Raw genomic sequence first — 2777 nt, forward strand, 5'->3', positions numbered from 1 at the left:
ACTGGATGGAGGCAAATCGCTACATCAACATGGACGACCTGCGCGAGCACAAGAAGCTCGCTCTACGCCAAGCCGCTTGACCAGCACAATGGCCGCCCCCTTTTTGCAGAACTTGACGCACACAACCGCATTAGCAGACGCTTATTAACAGCATGGCCAAATTAACGGGTTGCAAAGAAATTCGATCGAATAGGCGACCATTGCGTGGTGAAATTCGCAACTTATTTGTCGCCGTTTTCGAACGCCCCAATTCCCTGCGCGATCAGGTTCGTAGCCATCACCAGCGAGATGATCGCCGATCGCTAAATCCGGCAGACCGCCATGACGAAGAACTCGCGGTAGCAGAAGTCGGGATCGTCGAGCAGGCGATCCGGCCGCTGCTTCAGCTCCCGCCAATAGGCCTGGTCGGCGTCAGGCAGGGCGTAGCCCGGCGCGACGCTGGCGAAATAGGCCAGCAGGTCGCGAACATAGTCGCGCGTGAAGCGAGGCGCCGGCGCCCAGCGCTCGACCAGCCAGCCCTTGCGGCTGACGACCTCCAGGCCGGCCTGCCGCAGACGCGCCGGAAGCGTCGAACCGCAATCGGTGCCGAGCACGCCCCGGTCGCGAAACCCCTGCAGCCTGGCGGCCATGAAGCGCCCCAGCAGGGCCCGGTCCATGGGCAGGATCTGCAGGATCGTCGAATCGAAATCCTTGACGGCGAAGATGCCGCCCGGCTTCAGCACGCGCCTGGCCTCGCCGACGGCAAGCTCGAACTCGGCCGGCGTCAGATACTGCATGACATTGCCGGACCAGACGCAATCGAACGATGCGTCGGCGTATGGCAGCGACAGGATGCTGCCGACATGCGTGGCAATTTCCGGCGGCTCGGGCAGCGTGCCCGCGAGCGCCTCGACCCGGCCGATGTTTTCAGGCGCGAGGTCGAGCGCGGCGATGAAGCCGGATGGGCCGACGGCCCTGGCGATGAGCGGCAGGAAGCCGCCGCTGCCGCATCCGGCGTCGAGCACGCTCCAGCCCGGGCGGATACCGGCGTCGAGCAAGGCCGCCTCGTATTCGGGCCGCGACGATTCGAAATGAAGATCGAGCCAGCCGGCCTCGCTCGCTTCGTGACCGGTGGACGTTTGATTCCCAGCAGACAAATGATGACCCCCCATGGCGCGGCGGGATAGAAGCGCACCCGACGGCATCACGCAATGCCCTGCGAGGCAGGCGACGCCGGGCTACGCCGGCAGCGACGGCTCGGTGTTCGGCTCCAGCGCCTCTTCCGCCTCATGCTCGTCCGGAAGCACGTCGCCATGCACCCCCAGCGGCCGGCCGATCCAGACCGGATCGACCAGATGGTCGCGCTTGGGATTGTCCGTGTTCGGGTGGATGAGGATGCTCAGGCCGCCATGGTTCAGCATCAGCCACGGAACCAGCGCCCCGAAAATCCCGGTTGCGAAGGAGACCTGGTACATGGCCTGCTCATGCGGGCCGACTTGCTTGTCGTGCCAACTGCCCAGGCGCACGCGGAACCGTTCGGCGATGCGCAGCCGCAGCCATTCGGCATGCTGCCGCTCGGCCTGTCCGTCGAAGTAGATATGGGCATGATAGCTGGCGATCTCGGCAAGCGGCCTTGGACTGTCTTGGGTCATCTCGATGCCCTCCTCGCGGCGTGTCCCGCCATTCAGCCCAAGAACGCGGCTTTAAGCAAGGCCACCCGAGCCGCCGGCAAGACCGGCAATGGCTGGACCCGGTTGATCGGCCAGGCATGCCGTTATGCCGCTCGCGGCGCGAGGCTTCCGGCCCCGCGCACATCGTGTAGTCTGACGGTTTTCTTAGGGAAAATGACATGACGAACACCGCCGAAACCCTGCCCTATCTGTCGTCGGCGGTTCTCGATCGCCTGGCGATCTCCACGCCTGACATCGTCGACGAGATCGAGCGCCAGATCGTCGGCCAGAGGAGGGGCGAAGTCTGGTGCGCGCCCAAGGCCGCCGTGTGGCCGGGCGACGACCGCTACTTCATGGCCACGCTCGGCGTCGCCACCGTGCCACCCGTGCTGGCCACCAAGTCGCTGGTGGTGAACCCGCGCAACGCCGCGCGCGGGCTGGCAACGCTCAATTCGCTGATCACCCTGCTCGACGCCGAGACCGGCCTGCCGCTGGCCCTGGTCGACGGCAATTGGGTGACGGCCAAGCGCACGGCGGGCCTCAGCGCCGTCGCCGCCAGGCGCATGGCAAGGCACGACGCCTCGTCCGTCGCCTTCATCGGCTGCGGGGTGCAAGCGCGCGGCCACCTCGAAGCGTTCGCCGACCTCTTTCCGCTGCGCGAAATCCGCGCCTTCGGCCGCGGCAAAAGCAATCGCGACGCGCTTTGCGAGATGGCCCGGTCGCGCGGCCTGGACGCAATCCCCTGCGACACGGCAAGGGCCGCGGTGGAGGGCGCCGACATGGTGGTGTCGACGGTGACCCTGGTGCCCGAACCCGAACCGTTCCTCGACGCCAACTGGCTGAAACCGGGAAGCTTCACCGCCATCACCGACCTCGCTTTGCCCTGGCTGCCCGAAACCATGCGCCGCCTCGACCGCATCGTCGTCGACGATCTGGAGCAGGAGAAAAAGATGCCCAAACCCATGGTCGACCCCACGCTGGTCGCCGGCGACCTGACAGGCCTGGTCTGCGGTGACTTTGCGGGGCGGCGGGGCACAGGCGAGGCCACGGCGTTCGTGTTCCGGGGCATGGCTGTCGGGGATCTGGCGGTGGCGGGGCTGGCGTATCTGCGGGCGCAGGCTGCGGGGG

The 2777-nt window shown here is 66.4% G+C and carries 3 protein-coding genes; 1 reads left to right on the forward strand and 2 read right to left on the reverse strand.

Features of this window, described 5'->3' with window-relative positions; genetic code table 11:
• Positions 1–302 precede the first annotated feature (302 nt).
• Both CK228_RS34530 and CK228_RS34535 read right to left on the reverse strand, forming a co-directional pair.
• Positions 303–1136 carry a class I SAM-dependent methyltransferase gene (locus CK228_RS34530; RefSeq protein WP_245438185.1) on the reverse strand — a complete coding sequence of 278 codons (834 nt, stop codon included), beginning with the start codon at positions 1134–1136 and terminating at the stop codon, positions 303–305.
• Between the two features lie 81 nt (positions 1137–1217).
• Complete coding sequence (locus CK228_RS34535; RefSeq protein WP_095790654.1) at positions 1218–1631, reverse strand: DOPA 4,5-dioxygenase family protein; 414 nt, start codon at positions 1629–1631, stop codon at positions 1218–1220.
• Positions 1632–1828: 197 nt separating this feature from the next.
• Here CK228_RS34535 and CK228_RS34540 point away from each other — a divergent pair.
• Positions 1829–2777: ornithine cyclodeaminase family protein (locus CK228_RS34540; RefSeq protein ID WP_095790655.1), on the forward strand; the 949-nt coding region annotated here is incomplete at its 3' end.

Source organism: Mesorhizobium sp. WSM4312 (assembly GCF_002294875.1).
Taxonomy (GTDB): domain Bacteria; phylum Pseudomonadota; class Alphaproteobacteria; order Rhizobiales; family Rhizobiaceae; genus Mesorhizobium.

Coding starts and splice junctions, on each gene's coding strand:
- CK228_RS34535 (WP_095790654.1), bottom strand. CDS start 1,631: ATGACCCAAGACAGTCCAAGGCCGCTTGCCGAGATCGCCAGCTATCAT.